This is a genomic window from Mycobacterium sp. 852002-51961_SCH5331710, from assembly GCF_001665535.1.
Taxonomy (GTDB): Bacteria; Actinomycetota; Actinomycetes; order Mycobacteriales; family Mycobacteriaceae; genus Mycobacterium.
The window spans coordinates 76,873-100,243 of record NZ_LZSQ01000069.1 but is presented as its reverse complement, the minus strand read 5'-3'; the positions used below and the strand labels follow the sequence as shown (position 1 = coordinate 100,243).

Annotated in this window: 24 protein-coding genes; 10 read left to right on the top strand and 14 right to left on the bottom strand. The window is 68.7% G+C overall.

All coding sequences use genetic code 11. From position 1 onward, the window contains the following. Positions 1–22 precede the first annotated feature (22 nt). The 7 genes from A5752_RS11800 to pafA form a co-directional block, all read right to left on the bottom strand. The gene (locus A5752_RS11800; RefSeq protein ID WP_502686720.1) at positions 23–2,785 is read right to left on the bottom strand and encodes a DEAD/DEAH box helicase; all 2,763 of its coding nucleotides are present in this window, start codon (positions 2,783–2,785) and stop codon (positions 23–25) included. Next, on the bottom strand, positions 2,775–3,725 hold the full coding sequence (gene tatC / locus A5752_RS11795) for a twin-arginine translocase subunit TatC (protein ID WP_067085290.1): 951 nt from the start codon (positions 3,723–3,725) through the stop codon (positions 2,775–2,777). Before tatC ends, A5752_RS11800 begins: the two co-directional genes overlap by 11 nt. A 51-nt stretch (positions 3,726–3,776) precedes the next feature. Further along, positions 3,777–4,040, bottom strand: coding sequence for a Sec-independent protein translocase subunit TatA (tatA, locus tag A5752_RS11790; protein WP_067085288.1), 264 nt, complete (start codon positions 4,038–4,040; stop codon positions 3,777–3,779). Between the two features lie 35 nt (positions 4,041–4,075). Next, positions 4,076–5,035 (bottom strand): helix-turn-helix transcriptional regulator, encoded by a 960-nt coding sequence (locus A5752_RS11785; protein WP_067085286.1) that lies wholly within the window; start codon positions 5,033–5,035, stop codon positions 4,076–4,078. After that, complete coding sequence (locus tag A5752_RS11780; RefSeq protein ID WP_067085284.1) at positions 5,032–6,027, bottom strand: helix-turn-helix transcriptional regulator; 996 nt, start codon at positions 6,025–6,027, stop codon at positions 5,032–5,034. Before A5752_RS11780 ends, A5752_RS11785 begins: the two co-directional genes overlap by 4 nt. Before the next feature lie 86 nt (positions 6,028–6,113). Then, on the bottom strand, positions 6,114–7,001 hold the full coding sequence (locus A5752_RS11775) for a type IV toxin-antitoxin system AbiEi family antitoxin (RefSeq protein ID WP_067085282.1): 888 nt from the start codon (positions 6,999–7,001) through the stop codon (positions 6,114–6,116). Between the two features lie 120 nt (positions 7,002–7,121). After that, positions 7,122–8,480, bottom strand: coding sequence for a Pup--protein ligase (gene pafA / locus A5752_RS11770; protein ID WP_156613781.1), 1,359 nt, complete (start codon positions 8,478–8,480; stop codon positions 7,122–7,124). Positions 8,481–8,634: 154 nt separating this feature from the next. Here pafA and A5752_RS11765 point away from each other — a divergent pair, with 154 nt between their 5' ends. Genes A5752_RS11765 through A5752_RS11755 form a run of 3 tightly spaced genes read left to right on the top strand, consistent with a single transcriptional unit; the run spans position 8,635 to position 11,386 of the window. Continuing rightward, a complete protein-coding gene (locus A5752_RS11765; protein ID WP_067085278.1) occupies positions 8,635–8,910 on the top strand; it encodes a DUF7162 family protein in 276 nt (91 codons plus the stop codon). Continuing rightward, positions 8,907–10,478, top strand: a complete 1,572-nt coding sequence (locus A5752_RS11760; protein ID WP_067085276.1) for an alpha/beta hydrolase — start codon at positions 8,907–8,909, stop codon at positions 10,476–10,478. The genes A5752_RS11765 and A5752_RS11760 overlap by 4 nt, the downstream gene beginning before the upstream one ends. A 20-nt stretch (positions 10,479–10,498) precedes the next feature. After that, positions 10,499–11,386: an alpha/beta fold hydrolase gene (locus A5752_RS11755; protein WP_067085275.1), complete on the top strand. Its 888-nt coding sequence runs from the start codon at positions 10,499–10,501 to the stop codon at positions 11,384–11,386. On the opposite strand, the gene prcA is transcribed toward A5752_RS11755, so the two are convergent. The 4 genes from prcA to dop all read right to left on the bottom strand — a co-directional run bounded on the left by prcA (position 11,387) and on the right by dop (position 14,813). After that, the gene (gene prcA, locus A5752_RS11750) at positions 11,387–12,130 is read right to left on the bottom strand and encodes a proteasome subunit alpha (protein ID WP_067085273.1); all 744 of its coding nucleotides are present in this window, start codon (positions 12,128–12,130) and stop codon (positions 11,387–11,389) included. Beyond that, positions 12,127–13,032, bottom strand: a complete 906-nt coding sequence (gene prcB / locus A5752_RS11745) for a proteasome subunit beta (RefSeq protein WP_067085271.1) — start codon at positions 13,030–13,032, stop codon at positions 12,127–12,129. The genes prcA and prcB overlap by 4 nt, the downstream gene beginning before the upstream one ends. Beyond that, on the bottom strand, positions 13,029–13,223 hold the full coding sequence (locus A5752_RS11740) for a ubiquitin-like protein Pup (protein WP_003887572.1): 195 nt from the start codon (positions 13,221–13,223) through the stop codon (positions 13,029–13,031). The genes prcB and A5752_RS11740 overlap by 4 nt, the downstream gene beginning before the upstream one ends. Before the next feature lie 93 nt (positions 13,224–13,316). Further along, positions 13,317–14,813 carry a pup deamidase/depupylase gene (gene dop / locus A5752_RS11735; protein WP_067085269.1) on the bottom strand — a complete coding sequence of 499 codons (1,497 nt, stop codon included), beginning with the start codon at positions 14,811–14,813 and terminating at the stop codon, positions 13,317–13,319. A 40-nt stretch (positions 14,814–14,853) separates the two neighbouring features. On the opposite strand from dop, the gene A5752_RS11730 reads away from it, so the two are divergent. After that, positions 14,854–16,023 (top strand): hypothetical protein, encoded by a 1,170-nt coding sequence (locus tag A5752_RS11730; protein WP_067085267.1) that lies wholly within the window; start codon positions 14,854–14,856, stop codon positions 16,021–16,023. Positions 16,024–16,128: 105 nt separating this feature from the next. Here A5752_RS11730 and A5752_RS11725 read toward each other — a convergent pair whose 3' ends face one another. Both A5752_RS11725 and arc read right to left on the bottom strand, forming a co-directional pair. Further along, entirely contained in the window at positions 16,129–16,755 is a 627-nt protein-coding gene (locus A5752_RS11725) for a hypothetical protein (protein WP_067085265.1), read from the bottom strand. Between the two features lie 12 nt (positions 16,756–16,767). Continuing rightward, positions 16,768–18,606 (bottom strand): proteasome ATPase, encoded by a 1,839-nt coding sequence (gene arc, locus A5752_RS11720; RefSeq protein WP_067085263.1) that lies wholly within the window; start codon positions 18,604–18,606, stop codon positions 16,768–16,770. A 145-nt stretch (positions 18,607–18,751) separates the two neighbouring features. Between arc and A5752_RS11715 the strand changes: the two genes are divergently transcribed. Genes A5752_RS11715 through A5752_RS11705 form a run of 3 tightly spaced genes read left to right on the top strand, consistent with a single transcriptional unit; the run spans position 18,752 to position 20,100 of the window. Beyond that, complete coding sequence (locus A5752_RS11715) at positions 18,752–19,243, top strand: MTB12 family secreted protein (protein ID WP_067085261.1); 492 nt, start codon at positions 18,752–18,754, stop codon at positions 19,241–19,243. 7 nt (positions 19,244–19,250) lie between these two features. Continuing rightward, a complete protein-coding gene (lppK, locus tag A5752_RS11710; protein WP_067085259.1) occupies positions 19,251–19,796 on the top strand; it encodes a lipoprotein LppK in 546 nt (181 codons plus the stop codon). A 7-nt stretch (positions 19,797–19,803) separates the two neighbouring features. Further along, on the top strand, positions 19,804–20,100 hold the full coding sequence (locus A5752_RS11705) for a DUF503 domain-containing protein (protein ID WP_067085258.1): 297 nt from the start codon (positions 19,804–19,806) through the stop codon (positions 20,098–20,100). A 10-nt stretch (positions 20,101–20,110) separates the two neighbouring features. Here A5752_RS11705 and A5752_RS11700 read toward each other — a convergent pair whose 3' ends face one another. Continuing rightward, positions 20,111–20,944, bottom strand: a complete 834-nt coding sequence (locus tag A5752_RS11700) for a tRNA (adenine-N1)-methyltransferase (RefSeq protein WP_067085256.1) — start codon at positions 20,942–20,944, stop codon at positions 20,111–20,113. A gap of 74 nt (positions 20,945–21,018) precedes the next feature. Here A5752_RS11700 and A5752_RS11695 point away from each other — a divergent pair, with 74 nt between their 5' ends. The 3 genes from A5752_RS11695 (at position 21,019) to A5752_RS11685 (ending at position 23,367) form a co-directional block, all read left to right on the top strand. Next, entirely contained in the window at positions 21,019–21,906 is an 888-nt protein-coding gene (locus A5752_RS11695; protein WP_067085254.1) for a RecB family exonuclease, read from the top strand. A gap of 67 nt (positions 21,907–21,973) precedes the next feature. Then, a complete protein-coding gene (locus tag A5752_RS11690) occupies positions 21,974–22,771 on the top strand; it encodes a thioesterase family protein (protein ID WP_067085252.1) in 798 nt (265 codons plus the stop codon). A 92-nt stretch (positions 22,772–22,863) separates the two neighbouring features. Then, on the top strand, positions 22,864–23,367 hold the full coding sequence (locus A5752_RS11685) for a DinB family protein (protein ID WP_156613789.1): 504 nt from the start codon (positions 22,864–22,866) through the stop codon (positions 23,365–23,367). Positions 23,368–23,371: the final 4 nt, after the last annotated feature.

The following is a 23,371-nucleotide window of genomic DNA, read 5'->3' as shown; positions in this document are numbered from 1 at the left end:
TGGGCGTCTTGCTCCCGACACATTACCCCGCATCAACAGCGACGACGCCGCGTCGAACGTCGTTTATCGCGCGTTTCGCGGTGGCCCGCAAGGCGGCGCTGGGTGCGGCGTTGCGCACCTGGTCGAGCAGGTCGAGCACCTGTCGGCACCACCGGACGAAATCACCCGCCGACAGCGGCGATCCGCTGCCTGTGGCATCCGACGCGGCCAGGGCGCTGGTCAGGTCGCCGGTGGTGGCCCAGCGGAAAATCGCCGCGACGAATCCGTCGTCGGGTTCGCGGCTGCCCGTGATCCGGTGGCGTTGTTCGTCGGCGCGCAGCTCGCTCCACAGCCGCCGCGTCTGGTTGAGCGCGCGGCGCAGCTTGCCGGTCGGGATGTCGAAGCCGTCGCGCCCGCCCGGCGTGTCGCCGCGCGCCTCGTAGAGCACCGCCGACACCACGCCCGACAGTTCGGCCGCGTCGAGCCCGTCCCAGATGCCGGTGCGCAGGGCCTCCGCCACCAGCAGGTCGCTCTCGCTGTAGATCCGGGCCAGCAGGCGCCCGTCGTCGGTCACCTTCGGATCGTCGGCGGCCCCGGCGATGAATCCCCGTTCGGTCAGCAGCGCCACGATCCGGTCGAACGTGCGCGCCAGGGAGTTCGTCGCGGCCGCCACCTTCTGCCGGATCTGCTCGTTGTCTTTCTCGATGCGCAGGTACCGCTCGGCCAGCCGTGCCTTCTCCTCGCGGTCGGGCCGGTGGTGCACGGGGTGGGCGCGCAATTGCTCCCTCAGAACGGCGAGTTCGGGGTCGATGTCGCGCTCGGGGTTCGCGTGGCCGCTGCGTTTGCCCTTCTTCGGAGGGAAATCGAGGCGTTCGGCCGCGGAGTTCAGCGCCGACGCCAGGTCGCGCCGGGCGCGCGGGTTGCGGTGCTCGACGCGTTTGGGCAGCGGCATGGACCCCAGCGGGGCCGACGTGCCCGAGTAGTCGGCCGACGAGATCCGCCCGGCCCAGCGGTGTTCGGTCAGCACCAGCGGGCGAGGATCCTCGTCGTCGCGGGCCGGTTCGAGCACGACGGCCAATCCCCCGCGCCTGCCGTGGGTGATCGTGATGATGTCGCCGCGACGCAGTGATGCCAACGCTTCGTTGGCGGCCCTGCGGCGCTGCAACCGCGACGCTCGCGACTGGGCGCGTTCGCGTTCGGAGATCTGCATCCGAAGCCGGACGTAGTCGAGGATTGCGTCATCGCCCAGTTCGGCGCTGATCTCTTCGAGCATCCGCTCGCCGCGCTCGATGCCGCGGCGCAACCCGACCACCGACCGGTCGGCCTGATACTGCGCGAACGAGGCCTCCAGCAGTTTGTGCGCCTGGGCCGGGCCCATCTGCCGGACGAGGTTGATCGTCATGTTGTACGACGGCGCAAAGGAACTGCGCAGCGGGAACGTCCGGGTGGACGCCAGCCCCGCCACCTCGGCGGGTTCGACGTCGGGGGTCCACAACACCACCGCATGGCCCTCGACGTCGATGCCGCGACGGCCGGCCCGCCCGGTCAGCTGGGTGTACTCGCCGGGCGTCAACGGAACGTGTTGCTCGCCGTTGAACTTCACCAACCGCTCCAGAACCACCGTGCGGGCGGGCATGTTGATGCCCAAAGCCAGTGTCTCCGTGGCGAATACGGCCTTCACCAAGCCCGCGGAGAACAGCTCCTCCACGGTGTGACGGAACACCGGCAGCATGCCTGCGTGGTGGGCGGCCAGGCCGCGCAGCAACCCCTCGCGCCATTCGTGGTAGTCCAGGACGATCAGGTCGGACTCGGGCAGATCGCCGCAGCGACGGTCGACGACCTCGGCGATGCGGGCCCGTTCCTCGTTGGTGGTCAGCCGCAGCGACGACCGCAGGCACTGCTTGACCGCCGCGTCGCAGCCCGCGCGCGAGAAGATGAATGTGATTGCGGGCAGCAGCTCTTCGCGGTCCAGGGTGGCGATCACGTCCGGCCGCGACGGCGGGCGGTACATGGTCGGCCGGCCCCTGTTGCGGCCCCGGCCCCGCGGCTGCCAGTCGGTGAGCCGGTCGGCTTCGCGCCGATGTGCGATGTGGCGCAACAACTCCGGGTCGACCACCAGCTCCCGGTTCTGCCTCTTGGGAGCGCGGTCGGCGCGGGTGGCGCGGTAGTCGAACAGGTCGAACAGTCGCTTGCCGACCAAGACGTGCTGCCACAGCGGAACCGGGCGATGCTCGTCAACGATGACCGCCGTGTCGCCGCGCACGGTCTGGATCCAGCCGCCGAACTCCTCGGCATTGCTCACCGTGGCCGACAGGCTGACCAGTCGCACCTCGTCGGGCAGGTGCAGGATGACCTCTTCCCACACCGCACCGCGCATCCGGTCGGCCAGGAAGTGCACCTCGTCCATCACGACATACGAAAGCCCGTGCAGTGAGGACGAATTCGCGTAGAGCATGTTGCGCAGCACCTCGGTGGTCATCACAACCACGTCGGCGTCGCCGTTGATCGACTGGTCCCCCGTCAGCAGGCCGATCTTCTCCGGGCCGTACCGGCACACCAGATCGGTGTGCTTCTGGTTGCTCAGCGCCTTGATCGGCGTGGTGTAGAAGCATTTCCCGCCCGCCGCCAGCGCGAGGTGCACCGCGAACTCCCCCACGACGGTCTTGCCCGCACCCGTCGGGGCGCACACCAGCACTCCGTGCCCGTTCTCCAGCGCTTCGCACGAGCGGCGCTGGAAGTCGTCGAGCGTGAATGACAACTGCTCGCTGAATATGGCCAGCTCGCAGCCCAATTCACTAGGTGGCATCGTCATCGATCACATGCCGCGCGGACGTCGGCACGGTGCTGGACGCGTCGACGGGTTCGACCGGTCCGATCGGCGCCGCCGCGTCGTCGGGGATGTCCTCGAGCGCGGCGCGTTTGGCCTTGCGCCGGTCGTGCAGCCGCGCGAGTTGGATCGCGAACTCCAGGAGCACAGTCAGGGCCGCCGCCAGCGCCAGCATCGAGAACGGATCCGAGCCGGGGGTGAACAGCGCGGCGAAGACGAACATCGCGAAGATCAGGCCGCGGCGCCACGCCTTGAGCCGCTCGTAGGTCAGCACGCCGACCGCGTTGAGCATCACGATCACCAGCGGGAACTCGAAGCTGAAACCGAACACCAGCAGCAGGTTGATCAGGAAGCCGAAGTACTGGTCGCCGGACAGCGCGGTGATCTGCACGTCGCTGCCGACAGTGAGCAGGAAGCCCAGCGCGGTGGCCAGCACCAGGTAGGCCAGCACCGCGCCCGCGACGAACAGTCCCGCGCCGACCGTGACGAACGCGATCGCGAACCGGCGCTCCTTCTTGTACAGCCCCGGGGTGATGAACGCCCAGATCTGGTAGAGCCACACCGGGCAGGCCAGCACGATGCCCGCCGTCAGCGCGACCTTCAACCGCAGCATGAACTGGTCGAACGGGGCGGTGGCGAGCAGTCGGCACTCGTCGCCGGGCGCGATGGTCGCCCGGGACGACGGGGGCAGGGCGCAGTACGGGCCGCGGAGCCAGTCGCCGAGGCTGGGCAGTCCGAAGACACCGTGGGTGTACCAGAGGAAGCCCAGGATCGTGGTGAGGACGACCGCGGCGGCCGAAATCAGGAGTCGGGTGCGTAGTTCGTGCAGGTGCTCGACCAGCGACATCGTGCCATCGGGGTTGACCCGGGAGCGCCGTCGGCGAGGATCGAGTTTTCGGAAGAGTCCTGGGGTCTGCACGACATGCCTACTGACGCGGCACCGTGGCCGCGGTTAGTCGATTCTCGACGGTCAGGCCGGACGTTTGTCCGACGGCTGCTCGGTCGTCGGGGCCGTTGCGTTGTCTCCAGCGGCGTTGTCGACCCGCTCCGAGGCGATCGGAGTCGCCGGCGGCGTTTCCGGCTTGGAATCGGACTGCATCTCCTTGATCTCCGATTTGAAGATCCGCATCGACTTGCCGAGCGAGCGCGCCGCGTCCGGGAGCTTCTTGGCACCGAAGAGCAGCACGAATACAGCGATAACGATCACCCAGTGCCAGGGTTGTAGACCGCCCATTTAGGTCACCTCCAGACGTCCGGGCCAGTCTACCGTCACTCGGTCTTCTCGCCGTAGGCGCGCAACGCGGCATGCGCCGACTCGCGAACCCGATCGGCGAGGTCGGCGGGTTCGAGCACCCGCACGGCGGAGCCGAACCCGAGCAAGAACCGGGCCATCCAGTCGTCGGAGGCGTAGGTCATCGCGGCCTCCCACCCCCCGTTCGGAAGCTCCCGGCTCACCCGCAGCGGGTAGTAGTCGAACATCCACGCCGCCGAACGGTCGATCAGCAGCGTCGCCGACGGCAGCGCCGGGTCGGCGTCGAACAGCGAGGTGTCCGGTTCGGCTTGCACCGCCGGTGGCGGTGGCGCCGCGGGCTCGTCGAGCACCTGCGCGTCGACGATGCGGTCGAACCGGAACAGCCGCACCCCCTCGGCGGTGCGGCACCACGCCTCCAGGTAGCTGTGGTCGCCGACCAGCACGACGCGGATCGGGTCGACGATGCGGCTGGTCAGCATGTCGTGCGAAGCCGAGTAGTACTCGATCGACAACGCCCGCCCGTCACGGACGGCCGCCCGCACCGCCGCGGCCGCGTCACTCTCGATCGGCGCCGGTTCTTCGACCGCCGCGCCGTCGCTGCCGACGGTGCCCGCGGCGTTCTCGATCTTGGCGATTGCGCTGCGCGCCGCCTCCGGATCGACCATGCCCGGCACGTCGGCCAGCGCGCGCAGGGCCACCAGCACGCCGGTCGCCTCCGGCGACGTCAGCCGCAGCGGGTGGTCGATGCCCGCGGTGAACGTGACTTCGATTGTGTCGCCGGAGAATTCGAAGTCGATTAGGTCGCCGGGCCCGTAGCCAGGCAGCCCGCACATCCACAGCTGGTTGAGGTCCTCGCGCAGCTGCTTGACGCTGACGCCGAGATCCGAGGCCGCCTCGGCGTAGGTGATCTTCGGGTTGGCCTGGAAGTACGGCACCATGTTGAGCAACCGGACCAGCCGGGTCGACACGGCCGTCATGCGCGATCCGCCTTCGCCTGCGCCCGCAGCCTGGCCAGCACGTCCTCCCGCAGCGACTCCGGTTCGAGCGCGACCGCGTCCGGGCCGTAGCTGGCGATCTCGCGGGCCAGCCGGTCGAACATCCCGATGTCGAGGGTGATCACCTCGCCCGCGCGGCCGTTGAGCGTTTCCGGGGCCGTCGCCGCGGCCCGTCGTCGCAGCGCCGTGCCCCTGCCCTCGGCGATCCACACGCGGGCCTGGCCACCGGAGGGCCACTCGCTCACGGCGCGTTCGACGATCTCGCGCAGGTCGACGTCGCGCGGCCGCTTGACCGCACCCGGCGGCCCGACCGTCGCCACCTCGGCGCCGATGCGGGAGAGCCGGAACGTGCGGGTGGCGTCGCGGTCACGGTCGTGCCCCACCAGATACCAGCGGCCGCGGTGGGTGATGACGCCCCAGGGCTCCACCGTGCGGGTGGTGTACGGGTCGCTGCGCGACGGCCGGTGCGGGAACTGCACCGCCTGTCCGGAGTCGATGGCGGACAACAGGATTCCCAGCACCTCTTCCGACCCGCGCAGGCCGGGCAACGCCGCGGTCGACGTGATCGCCGGAGCGGCCTCGACCGCGTCGATGTCGATGCCCGCCGCGCGCAGCTTCAGCAGGGCGCCCTGAGTGGCGGTGATGAGTTCCGGCGACTCCCACAGCTGGGTGGCCACCGCGACGGCGGCGGCCTCGTCAGGGGTCAGCTCGACCGCCGGCAGCGCGTAGGCGTCGCGGTTGATCCGGTAGCCCTCGGTCGGGTCGAACTGCGAGACCCGTCCGGTCTCCAGCGGTATGCCCAAGTCGCGCAGCTCGTTCTTGTCGCGCTCGAACATGCGGGAGAATGCCTCGTCGCTGGCGCTGTCCGAGTAGCCGGAAACCGTCTGCCGGATCCGCTCGGCAGTGATGAAATTCCGTGTCGACAGCAGCGCGATCACGAGGTTCATCAGCCGCTCGACTTTGGAGATCGCCACTCGACCCAGCTTAGGGTGTCCGGTCTGCCCGGCGAGCGCTCAGCCTTGTACGAGTTTTCGCGTCGAAACCGTACATAGGTGAGCGCTCACGCAGCGGCCGTGCGGGTGAGATGGGCGTCGATGCGACGCAGCATCACCTCGGGGCGGCGACGCACGTCGTCACTGACGATCGACAGGACCCGCCATCCAACCTCCTCAAGGGCCGCTCGCTTATGGCGATCTCTGCGCAACGCGTCGGGCGAACTGTGCCAGTTGAATCCGTCGTACTCGACGGCGAGGCGTTGGTTGGGCCATGCGAAGTCGACGCGCCACAACAGGCCGTCGCGGTCGAGAATCTCGTATTGGAGAAGGGGATCCGGCAAGCCTCCGTCGACCATCACCAGTCGGGCTTCGCTTTCCATCGGCGATTCCGCCTCCGGCCGAGCCAACGCGATCAGTTCGCGCACCGCGACGATTCCGCGCCTGCCACATTGGGCTTTCGCAGCGAGTCGCAATTGGTGCCGGTCGCACGTGCCGCTGCGCAATGCCGCGTCGAGCGTCGCCAGAGCACGCGGACGCCGGAGGCTGCGGGCCACCTCGACCGCCGTCCATGCCGGAGCGGTGAGCCGACGGCCGGCGAAACTGGTCAGCTGCGCGCCATCCCGTCGGTGCACCTTCAGGCCGTCGTGGTCGCGCAGCAGATGGCCGGTGGGATTGAGGACGTGGAGGTCGTTGACGCCCTCGGTATCGAAACCGAACATCGCCGCCGCGGTGCCCAGACACACAATCACCGATTCACCACACCGGAGGTCCAACCCCCGCAGGCGTGTCTGCACGTCGGGCGTACCGAGGCTGTAGATGCCGGGGTAGATCCGCACCAACTCGCCCGACCGCAGTCGGCGCTGCATAGCGCGACGGGTCAGGTGCCGCAGGATTTGCGCAGAGGTCGCAACCGCTCCCTGTGCGGCGAACACGGCGCGAAGTTCTGGCGGCATTCACGAATTGTTGGATTCCGGGAGCCGTGAGCGCCAATAGCCCCTGTGGATAGTTGCCGAGCGCTCATCCTTGTACAGAATCCGAGCCCCGAACCGTACAAGAGTGAGCGCTCGCGAGACTTACATCGAGGCGATCAGCCGCTTCACCCGCTCGTCGACCGACCGGAACGGGTCCTTGCACAGCACCGTGCGCTGCGCCTGATCGTTGAGCTTGAGATGCACCCAGTCGACGGTGAAGTCCCGGCCCGCCTCCTGCGCGGCGCTGATGAACTCGCCGCGCAGCTTGGCCCTCGTGGTCTGCGGCGGGGTGTTGACGGCCGCCTCGATGTCCTCGTCGGTGGTGATCCGCGCGGCCAGGCCCTTGCGCTGCAGCAGGTCGAACACGCCGCGACCGCGCTTGATGTCGTGATACGCGAGGTCGAGCTGGCTGATCTTCGGATCGGACAGCTCCATGTTGTAGCGGTCCTGATAGCGCTGGAACAGCTTGCGCTTGATCACCCAGTCGATCTCGGTGTCGACCTTGGCGAAGTCCTGGCTCTCCACGGCGTCGAGCTGGCGCCCCCACAGGTCGACGACCTGCTGGATCTGCGTGTTGGGCTCGCGGCTCTGCAGGTACTCGACGGCGCGGGAGTAGTACTCGCGCTGGATGTCGAGCGCGCTGGCCTGCCTGCCGCCTGCGAGGCGCACCGGACGGCGGCCGGTCAGGTCGTGGCTGACCTCGCGGATCGCGCGGATCGGGTTGTCCAGCGAGAAGTCGCGGAACGCGACCCCGGCCTCGATCATCTCGAGCACCAGCGACGCGGTGCCGACCTTGAGCATCGTCGTGGCCTCGCACATGTTCGAGTCGCCGACGATGACGTGCAGCCTGCGGTACTTCTCGGCGTCGGCGTGCGGCTCGTCGCGGGTGTTGATGATCGGGCGCGACCGAGTGGTCGCCGACGAGACACCCTCCCAGATGTGCTCGGCACGCTGGCTCAGGCAGAACGTCGCGGCCTTCGGGGTCTGCAGCACCTTGCCCGCACCGCAGATCAGCTGGCGGGTCACCAGGAACGGCAGCAGCACGTCGGAGATCCGCGAGAACTCGCCGGCCCGCACGATCAGGTAGTTCTCGTGGCAGCCGTAGGAGTTGCCCGCCGAGTCGGTGTTGTTCTTGAACAGGTAGATGTCACCGCCGATGCCCTCGTCGGCCAGCCGCTGTTCGGCGTCGATCAGCAGGTCCTCGAGCACCCGCTCACCCGCCCGGTCATGCGTGACCAACTGCGTCAGGCTGTCGCATTCGGCGGTGGCGTACTCGGGGTGACTGCCCACGTCGAGGTAGAGCCGGGCGCCGTTTCGGAGGAAGACGTTCGAACTGCGGCCCCACGACACGACTCGCCGGAAGAGGTAGCGAGCCACCTCGTCGGGGCTGAGCCGACGGTGGCCGTGGAACGTGCAGGTGACACCGAATTCGGTCTCGATGCCCATGATTCGTCGCTGCACCTCATCGAGACTACTTGTTGCTCGCCGGTCACGGAGGGCAAGCCGCGCCGAAGAAGGCGGCGGACCTTCGGTTGACATCCTCGCGGCGGTCCGTAAGGGCGCGGGCCTGTGGATAACTTCAGCGGCGTGGCCGCCGGTTCTGTCAGCATGAGCCATGGGGGAAATCGTTGAAGTCGACGTGTCGCAACTGCGCACCGTCGCCGACCGGGTCATGACCGCCGCCGACCGGATCGCCGAGATGCGTTGGCCCGAATTGAATCCGGACGACCTTCGCGGCACGGCCGTCGCCGGCGTCGCCGAACCGGCGCCCGTCGCGCCCGGACTCGCCGAAGTCGTCGCCATCATGCGCGGTTGGGCGCTCGCGGCCCGAATCTCGGCGGACGCGTTCGAACGCGCCGAACAACGCACCGGCGACCGCATCGGACGGTGACGCGGCCGACCATCGGCCAGGTCGAAGCGTGGCAGCCTGCCGCGCTGAACCGGCTGGCCGACGGGTGGGACGGCAATGCCCGGTTCCTGTCCGCGCACGCCGACACCCTGCCCGCCGATCTCAGCTTCTGGACCGGTACGGCCGCCGACGCCGCCGGCATGAAGGCGAAAAGCATTGTCGCGACGGCGGATACGCTCGCGCGGGCCCTGGTCTTGGCGGCCGCTGCCGCCCGCGACGGTGCCGCCCAGCTCGGCGCGGCCCGGGCCGGCGTGCTGACGCTGGTGGACACCGCGCGCTCGGAGGGCTTCACCGTCGACGACACCGGGTCGGTCGCGGTGCATGCCCCGCCGTCGTCGCTGCTGGTCACGCTGTCGGGCGGTGCGCCGTCCGTCGCCGCGGAGATGCTCACCGTGCGCGCCGACGAGCTGACCGACCGACTCACTGCGGCGCTGGATCGGCTGGACGCCGCGGACGCCGACGCCGCCGCCGACATCGCCGAGGCACTCGCGATCCCCCTGCCGGCCGGTGCGCAGACCGCCGACGCCGACGTCGTCGCCGCGTGGCCGACGACGAGCCAGGACGGGATCGCTGCCCAGATCGCGGCGCTGACGCCCGAGCAGCGCCAGCGGTTGGTCCACGAGTTTCCCGAGCAGGTCGGCAACACCGACGGCGTGCCGTGGGAGATGCGGGTTCAGGCCAACCGCACCAACGTCGCGCAGGCCGTGCTGCGCGAACCCGACCCCGAACGCCTTGCGGTGTACCAGGAGCTGCTCGGTGAGATCGACGACCCCGCAGGCAAACACGGCCGCCTCGACCGTCAGCTCCTCGGCTTCGATCCCGCACGGGGATCTCTGATCGAACTGCACGGCGACGTCGCGTCGGCGTCCAGCGTCGCGGTGCTGGTGCCCGGGCTGAACACGACAATCACCGGATCGGCCGCCAACGCCACGACCGCCCGCCGCTTCGTCTCGGCGACCCGCGGTGACGTCGCCGCGATCACCTACCTCGGCGGACCATTCCCGCGCGGCGACAGCATCGTGAGCGGCCTCGCGAACGCGGCCGACCCGCGATACGCGCTGAACATGGCGCCCCGACTGGTCGCGTTCAGCGAGGACGTCGACCGCACGGTGGACTCGACCCGGCGACGCATCCCGGTCACCGTGATCGGCCACTCCTACGGCGGGTCCATCGTTGGCACCGCCGAGGCGCTGGGCATGACCTCGGACCGCACGCTGTACGTGGCGGCCGCGGGCGCGGGCGTCGGAGTCCACGACCCCGAGGACTGGCACAACCGCAACCCGCACGTGCTGCGCTTCTCGATGACGCCGCCGGGCGACTTCATCACCGCGGTGCAGGGCATTCCGGGCGGCCCGCACGGCGCCGACCCCGACGAGATGCCGGGCGTGATCCGGTTGCCCGCCGGCCGCTACGACGACGGGAGGCCGATGGCAGGCCCGGGCGCCCACTCCGACGTGCTCAACGCCCCGTCAGACGCGTGGCGGTCGATCCTCGGGGTGATCACCGGCGATATCCGCAGGGATCGCGCAACCTCACGACAACCGGGTTGAGATCTGGCCAGAATAAGCCGGTGTGGTCCCGCAGCTCCCCCGTCGACGGGTTCCGGCTGGCCTACGACCGGTTCGGCACCAAGGGCGCGCCGCCCGTGGTTCTGCTGCACGGCTGGCCGGGCAACCGGCAGGACTATCGCCGCGTGGTGCCGCTGCTCGGGGACGCCGCCGATGTCATCGTGCCGGACCTGCGCGGGTTCGGTGGTTCGGACAAGCACGCCGTCGCGATCCGGCACTTCTACAGCGCCACGGCGCAGGCCGGCAGCGTCATCGGCCTGATCAGGGAGCTGGAGCTGACCGAGGTGGTGCTCGCCGGCTACGACGTCGGCAGCCGCGTCGCGCAGAGCGTCGCCCGCATGCAGCCGGACCTAGTGCGGTCGCTGGTGCTGTCCCCGCCGCTACCCGGCGCCGGCGACCGCGTCCTGACCGCCAAGGCGCAAAGCGAGTTCTGGTATCAGGCGTTTCACCAACTGCCGCTGGCCGGACAGCTGCTCGACGGAAATCCCGATCTGGTCCGCGACTACCTGCGACACTTCTGGACGCATTGGTCCGGGCCGAATTTCGCCGTCTCCGACGACGATATGGAGCGGCTGGTGTCCGACTACGCGCTGCCCGGGGCGTTCACGGCGTCGATCGCGTGGTACCGGGCGGGCGCCGGGATGATCGCGCAATCGCTGACCGAACTACCGCCCGAGCGGGCCATCAAGATCCACGTGCCCACCGACGTGGTGTGGCCGCACCACGATCCGCTGTTCCCCGCCGAGTGGTCGGACCGGCTGGGGCACTACTTCAGCGACGTGCACCTGCACTTCGCTTATGACGCCGGGCATTTCACCCCGCTGGAGTGCCCCGAGCAGTTCGCCGAGCTCATCCTCATCCGGGCCCGACCGGCGCCGGCCGCGGGCTGACTACTCCCCGTCGGTGTCGGAGTTCTCGGCGGGCGTCTCCGCTTCCGGCAGCAGCGCTTCGAGAGCCGAGCCGGTGATCCGACGGAACGCCCGTCGTGGCCGGTTGGCGTCCAGGATTGCCACCTCGAGCGTCGACGGCCCCAGCACGCGCTGTTCGGAGCCGCCGTTACCCGCGGCGTGCAGCGCGTCGACGGCGATCTTCACCGCGTCCTGCAGGCCGGCGTTCTCGGTGTACGAGTCGTTCAGCGCGGTCGTGATGGGTTCGGTCGTTCCGCCCATGACCACGAAGTGCGGCTCGTCGGCGATCGACCCGTCGTAGGTGATGCGGTACATCTCCGGGGGTTTCGTCTCGCCGTAGTGGGCTACCTCGGCGACGCACAACTCGACCTCGTAGGGCTTGGCCTGCTCGGTGAAGATCGTGCCCAGCGTCTGGGCGTAGATGTTGGCCAGCTGACGGCCGGTGACGTCGCGGCGGGCGTAGGCGTAGCCCCTGGTGTCGGCGTACTGGATGCCGCCGCGTCGCAGGTTGTCGAACTCGTTGAACCGTCCGACGGCGGCGAAGCCGACCCTGTCGTAGAGCTCGCTCACCTTCTGCAACGAGCGGGACGGGTTCTCGGCGACGAACAGCACGCCGTCGGCATACGCCAGCGCCACGACGCTGCGTCCCCTGGCGATACCTTTGCGCGCAAGCTCGGAACGCTCACGCATCGCCTGCTCGGGCGAGATGAAATAGGGAAAGCTCACGAATCTCCCCGCGCGTCGGTCGAACGGTGGACGGCGTCCGGGCCGAACGTGTCAGCGCGCGAACGGTTTTCGATGACCTGACGGGCGAACTCGGCGATGCGTTGCTCGGAGACCTCTTCCGCGCCGTCGGCGTCGATGATCACCGCGGTCGGGTAGATACCCCGCACCAGGTCGGGGCCGCCGGTCGCGGAATCGTCGTCGGCGGCGTCGTAGAGCGCCTCGATCGCCACCCGCAGCGCCGAATCCCCGTCGCTCACTTGCGAATACAGCTTCTTCATCGACGACTTGGCGAAGATCGAACCCGAGCCCACCGACTGGTAGCCCTCTTCCTCGAAGTTCCAGCCCCCGGCCGCGTCGAAGGACACGATGCGGCCCGCCGCTTCCGGGTTCGGGTCGTCGACGTCGTAGCCGGCGAGCAGCGGCAGAGCTACGAAGCCCTGCAAAGCCGCGCCGAGGTTGCCGCGCACCATGGTCGCTAGCCGGTTCACCTTGCCGGGGAAGGTCAGCGCGACGCCCTCGAGCTTCTCGTAGTGCTCGAGTTCGACGGCGTAGAGCCGGGCGAATTCGACGGCGATGGCCGCCGTTCCGGCGATGCCGGTCGCCGTGTAGTCGTCGGTGATGTACACCTTCTGCACGTCGCGGCTGGCGATCATGTGGCCCTGGGTGGCGCGGCGGTCACCGGCCATGACGACGCCACCGGGGAACTTCAACGCGACGATCGTGGTGCCGTGCGGCGCGAAGTCGGAATGGGCGTCGCCGGACTGGGCGGCGCGGTGGGCGGGTAGGAGTTCGGGCGCCTGGCGGCGTAGCAGTTCAGAGAAAGACGACAGGTCCACGGGGACGGAAGGTGCTCCGGGGAGGGGTGACGGGAAGGCCAGCTGATCGCGTTGCGGCCAGGTCACTGTCCACCCTTCTGTACGTATGCGCGAACGAAGTCTTCGGCATTCTCCTCGAGAACGTCGTCGATCTCGTCGAGCAGGTCGTCGGTCTCCTCGGCCAGCTTCTCGCGACGCTCCTGCCCGGCGGCCGTGCTGCCGGTGAGGTCGTCGTCCTCGCCGCCACCACCGCCACGCTTGGTCTGCTCCTGAGCCATCGCTGCCTCCTGCGTAAGTTGTCGGCGGGCTCACTGCTGCCCGCCGTGACTCCACATTACCGGTCGTCGCGCGGATTGCCTGCGATAGCGCGCTTAGTTCGTAAGCTGTTCTACCAGTTCCACTGCGCTGTCCACCGAGTCCAGCAGGGCTCCGACGTGCGCCTTACTGCCGCGCAGGGGTTCCAGGGTGGGAATCCGGACGAGCGAATCGCCGCCCAGATCGAAGATCACCGAGTCCCAGCTGGCGGCCGCGATATCGGCGCCGAAGCGGCGCAGGCACTCGCCGCGGAAGTAGGCGCGCGTGTCGGTCGGGGGGTTGTCGACCGCGTCCAGCACCTGCTGTTCGGTCACCAATCGCTTCATCGACCCGCGGGCCACCAGGCGGTTGTACAGGCCCTTGTCCAGGCGGACGTCGGAGTACTGCAGGTCGACCAGGTGCAGCCGCGGCGCCGACCACCCCAGGTTCTCGCGGTGCCGGAATCCCTCGAGCAGCCGCAGCTTGGCGGGCCAGTCCAGGATCTCCGCGCACTCCATGGGATCGCGTTCCAGCAGGTCGAGCACCTCAGCCCAGGTCTTGACGATGTCGGCGGCGCGCGGGTCCGGGTCGCGGCTGTCGACGAGCTTGGCCACCCGGTCGAGGTACATCCGTTGCAGCGCAAGGCCGGTCACCTCACGGCCGTCGGCCAGCGCGACGGTGGCGCGCAGCGACGGGTCGCGGCTGATCACGTGGACCGCGTGCACGGGCCGGGCCAGGGCGAGATCGCTGAGGTCCATACCCTCTTCGATCAGGTCGAGGACCAGCGCCGTCGTGCCGAGCTTGAGGTACGTCGAGGTCTCCGACAGGTTCGCGTCGCCGATGATGACGTGCAGCCTGCGGTACTTGTCGGCGTCGGCGTGCGGCTCGTCGCGGGTGTTGATGATGCCGCGCTTGAGCGTCGTCTCCAGGCCGACCTCGACCTCGATGTAGTCGGAGCGCTGCGACAGCTGGAACCCGGGCTCGTCGCCGGAGGGTCCGATGCCCACACGTCCGGAACCGGTGACGACCTGGCGCGACACCAGGAACGGGGTCAGTCCGGCGATCACCGCGGAGAACGGCGTCTGCCGGCTCATCAGGTAGTTTTCGTGCGAGCCGTAGGAGGCGCCCTTGCCGTCGACGTTGTTCTTGTAGAGCTGCAGCTTGACCGCGCCCGGGACGCTGGCGACGTGGCGCGCGGCGGCCTCCATCACCCGCTCGCCGGCCTTGTCCCAGATCACCGCGTCCAACGGGTCGGTGCACTCGGGTGCGGAGTACTCGGGATGGGCGTGGTCGACATACAGGCGCGCGCCGTTGGTGAGGATCATGTTCGCCGCGCCGACCTCGTCGGCGTCGACGACCGGCGGCGGGCCGGCCGAGCGGCTCAGATCGAATCCGCGGGCGTCGCGCAGCGGCGATTCCACCTCATAGTCCCAGCGCGTGCGCTTGGCCCGCTGGATCCCGGCCGCCGCGGCGTACGCGAGTACCGCCTGGGTGGAGGTCAGGATCGGATTCGCGGTCGGGTCGGACGGCGACGAGATGCCGTACTCGACCTCGGTTCCGATAATCCGTTGCATGTCGTCAAGCCTAGGTGACGGCGGAAAGTAGCCTGCGACCGTGCCATCCGATCCAGCGGATCTCCCCCGCCTCGACGCGGCCCAACGCCAGGCCGCCGAACGCTGGTTCCTCACCCACGGCCTGCCCGCGGTGTTGCGGCCCAGCCGGTCGGTCCGCCAGCTGTGGTCGCGCTCGGCGCCCGCCCTGGCCGGATTCGCGGTGCTGATGGCCAACACCATCGCGGTGGTGTCGTTGACGGGTCAGCACGCGATCGACATCGACGGCCGGCCGACGCGCGGCGAATGGTTCGTCCTAGCACTGCTGGTCTTGGTGCTGCCGGCGGCGGTCACCGTCGGCTGGTGGGTGTCCCGGGTCGCGACGCAGCGCGGTCGGCTGGCGGCCGCGGCGATCGCCGTCGCCGTCGCGCTGCTGGGCGGGGTGTTCGGCGGCCCGGGCCCGTATGTGTCCCGAAACCTTGTGTGGGTTGCGGTTTCCATCGTCGCGATCCTGGCGCTCACCGCGTCTGGCGTCGGCTCGATTCTGGGCTGGGCCGCGCGGGTGACGATGGCGCATCTGAGCGCGGCGGGCTCGCTGCTGCTGCGCGCGCTGCCTGTGCTGCTGTTGACGTTCCTGGTGTTCTTCAACTCGCCGGTGTGGCTGATGGCGGCGACGATCTCGCGCGCCCGGCTGTGGCTGGCGCTGTGGTTCCTCACCGCGATCGCGGCGGCGTTCGTGGTGTCGGTGATCGTGGATCGGTTGCGCCCCATGGTGAATGCCGCCGAACCCGACCCGGGGCACGCCGCCAGGCTGGACGACACACCGTTCGCGGCCATGCCGGATCCCGCGGACGTGAAGCCGCTCAGCCGCGCCGAGCGATTCAACGTGTACTTCGTGCTCGCCGCATCGCAACTGGCTCACATCATGGTCGTCGCGGCGGTCACGGCGCTGCTGTTCCTCGTGCTGGGGATGATCCTGCTCTCCCCCGAAGTGCTTGCGGCGTGGACGCGCAACGGCTCCAGCGACGGGCAGTTCCTCGGCATGACGATCCCGGTTCCCGATGCCCTCATCCAGGTGACGCTGTTTCTCGGCGCGTTGACGTTCATGTACGTCAGCGCGCGGGCGGTCGGCGACGACGCCTATCACGACCGCTTCATCGCCCCTCTGGTCGACGATCTGCGCCTCACGCTGACCGCCCGTAACCGCTACCGGGCCGCCGTTGCGGCGCGGTGAGCGGGTTTGGCAGCCCGTTTCGACCCGCTGATCGCCGACGTCGCGGTCAGCCTGGCCGGTCGCGACGCGTACCTGACGATGGAGCCCGCCCGCTGACCGACGTGGCTACGTCTGCAGCGAGTAACTGTTCGCCAGGTCGTCCTGTGTCACGCAGGCGTCCTCGGTGGCGGTGTCGACGACGAGCGGCGCACTCGGCGTACGCGCTTGGTAGCTCCAGCCGTCGGGCAGTGACAACCTGGCGGCGAGACCGGGAAGGTCGCTCAGCGACAGCGACGGGTCGACCGTCTGGCTGTAGGTCTGCATGACCCAGCGCCGACCGTCCGGATCGACCAACTCGTAGATCTCCCGCCCGGCGTCAAAGGTGAAGACGGCCTTCCGGTCCACGCGGTTCAGCTGATACGGGGCCGGGTTCATCGATGCGAGCTTGACGGTGGCTTGGCGCAGCATCTCGATACCGCCGAAGCTCTTGCGCGCCAACGTCTCCCGGCCTCGCTTGCCGATGCTGCTCATCAGCCAGTAGCGCGGCCCGTTGAGCAGTGCGGCGACCGCACCGTTCTCTTCGGCGATGGCCTTCGCGTCGAGCGCGTTCCACAGCTCGGGCGGGCAGTCGTTGAGCGGAAACGTGTTGTACACCGTGGCTTCCGCGCCGGACGGCGTAGTCTTGACGAGCAACACCTCGCCGTACCGCTTGCCGAACACATCGCCCGTGGTCGACAGGTCGTCGTCTGACATGACGCGACAGGGCTAGAGGTACTGGCCCAGGTTCGACTCGGTATCAATAGCCCTGCTGGCGCTCGACGACTTGCCGGTGACCAGCGTGCGGATGTAGACGATCCGCTCGCCCTTCTTGCCCGAGATGCGTGCCCAGTCATCGGGATTGGTGGTGTTGGGCAGGTCCTCGTTCTCGGCGAACTCGTCGACGATCGAGTCGAGAAGATGCTGGATCCGCAGACCCTTCTTACCGGTCTCGAGCACCGACTTGATCGCGTACTTCTTCGCCCGGTCGACGACGTTCTGGATCATCGCACCGGAGTTGAAGTCCTTGAAGTACATGACCTCTTTGTCGCCGTTGGCGTAGGTCACCTCGAGGAAGCGGTTGTCGTCGATCTCGGCGTACATCCGGTCGACGACCTTCTCGATCATCGCCTTGATCGTCAGCGACCGGTCGCCGCCGAACTCGGCGAGATCGTCCTCGTTGACCGGCAGGTCCTCGGTGAGGTACTTGCTGAAGATGTCCTGCGCCGCTTCGGCATCCGGACGCTCGATCTTGATCTTCACGTCCAGGCGGCCCGGGCGCAGGATCGCCGGATCGATCATGTCCTCGCGGTTGGAGGCGCCGATGACGATGACGTTCTCCAGCCCCTCGACACCGTCGATCTCCGAAAGCAGCTGCGGCACAACCGTCGTCTCCACATCGGAGCTCACACCGGTGCCGCGGGTGCGGAAGATCGAGTCCATCTCGTCGAAGAACACGATCACCGGGGTGCCCTCGGAGGCCTTCTCCCGTGCGCGCTGGAAGATCAGCCGGATGTGACGCTCGGTCTCGCCGACGAATTTGTTCAGCAGCTCCGGACCCTTGATGTTGAGGAAGTAGCTCTTCGCCTCGCGGGCGTCGTCACCACGCACCTCGGCCATCTTCTTGGCCAGCGAGTTGGCGACCGCCTTGGCGATCAGCGTCTTACCGCAGCCGGGCGGACCGTAGAGCAGCACACCCTTGGGCGGGCGCAGCGAGTACTCCCGGTACAGCTCCTTGTGCAGGAACGGCAGCTCGACGGCGTCGCGGATCTGCTCGATCTGCCTGCCGAGGCCGCCGATGTCGTTGTAGCTGACGTCGGGCACCTCTTCGAGCACGAGGTCCTCGACCTCGGCCTTGGGGATCCGCTCGAAGGCGTATCCGGCCTTGGTGTCGACCAGCAGCGAGTCACCCGGGCGCAGCTTGCGGGGCCGGCTGTCGTCGGTCGCGTCCTCGTAGCCGTCGGGTAGGTCGCTGGCGGCCACCAGCGGCTCGGCCAGCCAGACGATGCGCTCCTCGTCGGCGTGGCCGACCACGAGCGCGCGGTGTCCGTCGGACAGGATCTCGCGCAGCGTACTGATCTCGCCGACCGCCTCGAAGTTGCCGGCCTCGACGACCGTCAGCGCCTCGTTCAGGCGGACGGTCTGGCCCTGCTTCAGCAACTTGGTGTCGATGTTCGGCGAGCACGTCAGGCGCATCTTGCGCCCGGACGTGAACACGTCGACGGTGTCGTCGTCCTGCACGCCCAGCAGCACGCCGTAACCACTCGGCGGCTGCCCCAGGCGATCAACCTCTTCGCGCAATGCGAGCAGCTGCTGACGGGCCTCCTTGAGGGTCTCCATCAGCTTGGCGTTGCGGGCGGCGAGTGAGTCGATGCGTGCCTCGAGCTGATGTACGTCTCGGGCACTGCGTAAACCACTCTGGGGGCCGACCGCGTTCTCCAACTGCTCTCGCAGGATCGCGGCCTCACGGCGGAGCTCCTCGAGCTCTGCCGCGTCCTCACTGGACAAGCCGGATCCACGGGCGTCAAAACCCTCTGGGAAAGCGTCAGAACGCTCTGATTCACTCATGTTGCGCCCCTCCCCGCACCGAGAGTTGGTGCAGTAACAACTTCAACGCTACCGGCGATTCAGGCTTTGTGTGCGGTGTAGCAATTTGACACACCTGCACCACTGTTAACCTCTCTGATGTGTTGGGCCGATCGAAAGGAAAATCGTGACCCTGAAAGCCCTCGTTACCGGCGTCGCAGCGGTTGCTGTCGTCGGAGGTGCCGCGGCGGGTGTGACTTCCATTGCATCCTCGAACGTGGCCTCCGCACCGACCGTCGCCCCGGTCGTCTGGGACGTCCCGATGCCGCAGGCTCCGGCCCCTGACCTCGAAGGTCCGCTGCTGCAGACGCTGCAGGCGCTGGGTACGTCCGGCACGGCCGCGAGCAAGGCGCCCTACATCCAGGGCGGCATCGGGCGCATCGAGAGCCGTGTCGCCGACACCAAGCTTCGTGAGGCGGCCGCCGAAGGCAAGTTCCCGTTGAGCTTCGAGGTGGCCAACATCGACCAGAACGGCCCCGTCGTGTCGGCCGACGTCACCGCGACCGCCGCGACCGGCGCGTCGGCCAGCCAGAACATCCAGTTCGTGCCGGGCCCGAGCCCGACCGGCTGGCAGATGGCCAAGCAGTCGCTCATGGCGCTGCTGTCCGCCGTCGGCTAGGAGCCCGGTGCGTCGCACCAAACGTTTCGCAGTCCTGAGCGCCGTCGCGTTTGCGGCGGCGCTCGGGCTATGCGGATGTGGCGCCGACGAGCACCCCGCCGCGAACGAGCCACCACCACAGCCGCCGGCCACCACGTCGCCGACGGTGCAGCCGCCGGACCCGGCGTCGACGCTGGCCCCCCTGCCGCCGCCCGAGGCGCTCACCGACGTGCTGGGCCGTATCGCCGACGCGAACATCCCCGGCCCCGAGAAGCTCAACCTGATCGAGAACGCCACACCCGCCGACGGCGAGTCGATGGACAAGTTCGCGATCGCCCTGCGCGACGGCGGCTACTCCCCCGCCCCCTTCGAGGCCAGGGACCTCACCTGGGCCGACGGCGCCAAGGGCGTCGTGCAGGCGATCGTCACCGTGAAGACCGCCAATCCGCAGGCGGGCGAGTTCACCTTCCCGATGCAGTTCCGCTTCGCCGACGACCACTGGCAACTGACCCGGTCGACCACCGACCAGCTGCTGCAGCTCGGTCCGGTCCCCACACCGACGCCGACGCCGTGAGCCGTCGATGTGGATCGGTTGGCTCGAATTCGATCTGCTGCTCGGCGACGTGCGCTCGCTCAAGGAGAAACGCTCCGCGATCCGGCCGGTGATCGCCGAACTGCATCGCCGCTTCTCCGTCTCGGCGGCCGAGACCGGCGCTCAGGAGTTGTACCGACGGGCCAATGTCGGCGTGGCGCTGGTGTCTGCGGACCGCGGGCACGTGGTCGAGGTGCTCGACGCCGCCGAGCGTCTGGTGGCCGCGCGCCCGGAGTTCGAGCTGCTGTCGGCACGGCGCGGGCTGCACCGCAGCACCGACGAATAGCGACCGGCCCTCAAGTGCCGAGCTGACGCTTGCGCCGGGCCGGCAGGGGCGCGACGGCGCCCGGCGCCAGCTTGCGCGCGCTGACCAGAAACGCTGTGTGGCCGCGCATCGTGTGTTGCGGACGGACGGCCAGACCGACGACGTGCCAGTTGCGCTGCATGCTCTCCCAAGCCCGCGGCTCGGTCCAGCACTGCTGCTCGCGCAGCGCCTCCACCACCCGCGACAGCTGGGTCACCGTCGCGACGTAGATCATCAGCACGCCCCCGGCGATGAGGGCGTCGGCGACGGTGCCCAGAACCTCCCACGGCGCGAGCATGTCGAGGACGACGCGGTCCACCTCCGGACCGGCGTAGGTGGTGAGGTCGGCGATCACCAGCTCCCAGTTCGCCGGGGCCTCACCGAAAAACGTCGCGACGTTGCGCTCGGCATGGTGTGCGTGGTCGTCGCGGACCTCGTAAGAGATCACCCGCCCCTCGGGCCCGACGGCCCGCAGCAGCGAACACGTCAGCGCGCCGGAGCCGGCACCGGCCTCCAAAACTCGGGCGCCGGGGAAGATGTCGCCCTCGTGGACGATCTGCGCGGCGTCCTTGGGGTAGACCACCTGCGCGCCGCGCGGCATCGACATCACGTAGTCGACGAGCAGCGGCCGCAGCACGAGGAACTGGTCGCCGCTGGTCGATTTGACGACGCTGCCCTCGGGCAGCCCGATCACGGTGTCGAGCGCGATGACGCCGCGATGGGTATGGAACTCCCCGCCGGGCGTCAACACCATCGTGTAGTGACGACCCTTGGCGTCGGTGAGCTGCACCCGATCGCCGACGGCGAACGGACCGGTTCTTGGCACAGCACTTCAGCCTGCCAGTAGACGCGCCGCCGTGGGTGGCCGGGGTTGTCGGACACCGGTCTTAGGCTGACGTCATGACCGACCGGGGCGAGCAGAAGATGCGACGCCCCGCGCTGTCCCCGTCGCGGGCCGCGGACTTCAAGCAGTGCCCGCTGCTGTACCGGTTCCGCGCGATCGACCGGCTTCCCGAGCCGTCGTCGGTTGCCCAGGTTCGCGGTTCGGTCGTACACGCCGCGCTCGAGCAGCTGTATGCGCTGCCTGCCGCACAGCGCGGGCGCGCGACCGCGCTGACGCTTGTCGAGCCGGCGTGGGAGCGGATCGTGGCCGAGCAGCCGGGCATCGCCGACGAGTTCGCGCCCGAGGTGCGGGCAACGCTGCTGACGGAGGCGCGCGACCTGCTGGCCGGCTATTACCGGCTCGAGGACCCCACGCGTTTCGATCCGCAGGGCTGTGAACAGCGCGTCGAGGTCGAGTTGGAGGACGGAACGCTGCTGCGCGGCTTCGTCGACCGCATCGACGTCGCCCCGACCGGCGAGATGCGGGTGGTCGACTACAAGACCGGTAAGGCGCCGCCCGAGGCGCGGGCGCTGGCCGAGTTCAAGGCCATGTTCCAGATGAAGTTCTATGCGGTGGCACTGCTGCGGTCGCGTGGTGTGCTGCCGACGCGGCTGCGACTGCTGTACCTGGCCGACGGACAGATCCTCGACTACACGCCCGACCACGAGGAGCTGCTGCGGTTCGAAAAGACGCTGACGGCCATCTGGCGGGCCATCCAGAACGCCGGAGCCACAGGCGATTTCCGTCCGCAGCCATCGGCGATGTGCGACTGGTGTGCCCACCATGCGCACTGCCCGGTGTTCGGCGGTACGCCGCCGCCGTATCCGGGATGGCCCGAGGTGCCCGACGAGGGATCACCGACGGCCGAGGACATCGTGATGCGGGCGGCGGAGTCCGCGGCGTGATCGCCCGAAGTCGACCGCGAGCGAGGATCGCAGCGCAGCGAGGACCGGAGGGAGCGGGAGCCGAGGCATGATCGAATGCCTGTACCGGCGTGTCGGGGTCGACGGCGATTACCAGGTCTTCGACTCCACCGACGGCACCCGCAGCAACTGGGATCCCGAAATCCAGCACGGCTCACCGCCGTTGGCGTTGATGACGCGGCTGATCGAAGAGCTGGCCGGCGATTCGGGGTTACGCGTCGGCCGGTTGACCTTGGACATCCTGGGCGCGATACCGGTCGCGCAAGTCAGGGTGCGGGCGTGGGTGGAACGGCCGGGTAAGCGAATCTCGATGATGGCCGCCGAGATGTCGGAGACGCGGCCCGACGGCGGGCAACGGGTGGTCGCGCGCGTCACGGCGTGGTTGCTGGCGACCAGTGACACCGCCGACGCCGCGACCGATCGCTATCCCCCGCTCGTCGAGGGCGAGGCCGCCGAGGTTCCGCACGGCTGGGTGGGCGCCAAGGGCTACCTGGAGACGGTGAGCTGGCGGCGCCAGCCGGAGACGGGTGAGACCGGCAACGTGGTATGGATGAGTCCGCTTGTCCCGCTTGTTGATTCGGAGCCGACGACGGCATTGCAGCGGCTGGCGATGGTCGTCGACAGCGCGAACGGTGCCGGCGCAGCGTTGGATCCGGAAGCATTCGTGTTCATGAACACCGACACCGCGGTGCATTTGCATCGGCTGCCCGCGGGCGACGACTTCGCGGTGCGGGCACGCGGTTCGATCGGCCCGGACGGTATCGGGGCGACCACCGCGGAACTCTTCGACCGGCAGGGGTTCATCGGCACCTCGGCGCAGACGCTCCTGGTGCAACGCCGCCCGTGACCGCCGTCCCTCGGCCCACGGCTTGAGGGGTCGATTGCCGGCACCGGGTGCGTGCGTTCGACCCGTCAGAGGGCACCATGGGTGTGATGACTATGGATCGGGCGATGCCGCCGATGAACGCGGATGAGCGCACGACGTTGGAGGGTTGGCTGGACTTCTACCGCGGGACCCTTGCCGCCAAGTGCGAGGGCCTCGACGAGGTGCAATTGCACACCGCGTCGGTGGAGCCATCGCAGATGACACTGCTGGGCCTGGTGCAGCATGCCGCCGAGGTGGAACGCAACTGGTTCCGCCGGGTGCTGGCCGGAGAGGATGCGCCGCCGATCTTCGCCGCGACGCCGCACCCCCAGGGTCATGACGGCGGTTTCGAACTGTCACAGCAATCTTCATATCGCGAGGCTGTCGAGCTGTGGCAGAACGAGATTCGCCATGCACGTGTCAATTGTGCGGCACGCTCCCTCGACGACACCAGTGCGTTCATGGGCGGCGAAGTCAGCCTGCGGTGGATCTTCGCGCACATGATCACGGAGTACGCACGTCACTGCGGGCACGCCGATTTGATCCGGGAACGCATCGACGGCCGCACCGGCGTCTGACGGT